This is a genomic window from Streptococcus mitis, from assembly GCF_003942865.1.
Taxonomy (GTDB): domain Bacteria; phylum Bacillota; class Bacilli; order Lactobacillales; family Streptococcaceae; genus Streptococcus; species Streptococcus mitis_BI.
In genome coordinates, this window is the sequence record NZ_RJNZ01000033.1 from 1 (window position 1) to 702 (window position 702).

Consider the following 702-nt stretch of genomic DNA (forward strand, 5'->3'; position numbering starts at 1 on the left):
AAGCTGACGTGCTTGCACTTGTTGAAGCCGATGTACTTGCACTTGTCGAAGCTGACGTACTTGTTGAAGCCGACGTACTTGCTGATGTACTTGCACTTGTTGAAGCCGACGTACTTGCTGACGTGCTAGCCGATGTACTTGCACTTGTCGAAGCTGACGTACTTGCACTTGTCGAAGCTGACGTACTTGCACTTGTCGAAGCCGACGTACTTGCTGATGTGCTAGCTGATGTGCTTGCACTTGTTGAAGCTGACGTGCTTGCGCTTGTTGAAGCGGACGTGCTTGCGCTTGTTGAAGCGGACGTACTTGCTGACGTGCTTGCTGACGTGCTTGCACTTGTTGAAGCCGATGTACTTGCACTTGTCGAAGCTGACGTACTTGCTGACGTACTTGCGCTGGTTGAAGCTGACGTACTTGCTGATGTGCTAGCCGATGTACTTGCGCTGGTTGAAGCTGACGTACTTGCTGACGTACTTGCACTTGTTGAAGCTGACGTGCTTGCACTTGTTGAAGCCGATGTACTTGCACTTGTCGAAGCTGACGTACTTGCTGATGTGCTTGCGCTTGTTGAAGCCGACGTACTTGCTGACGTGCTTGTCGAAGCTGACGTACTTGTCGAAGCTGACGTACTTGCACTTGTCGAAGCTGACGTACTTGCACTTGTCGAAGCCGACGTACTTGCTGATGTGCTAGCTGATGTGC

The 702-nt window shown here is 51.3% G+C and carries 1 protein-coding gene; it reads right to left on the minus strand.

Annotated elements, in window-relative coordinates; all coding sequences use genetic code 11:
* Positions 1-702, minus strand: a 702-nt coding sequence (locus D8845_RS10155; protein WP_185757452.1) for a hypothetical protein, incomplete at both ends; no start/stop codon positions are given.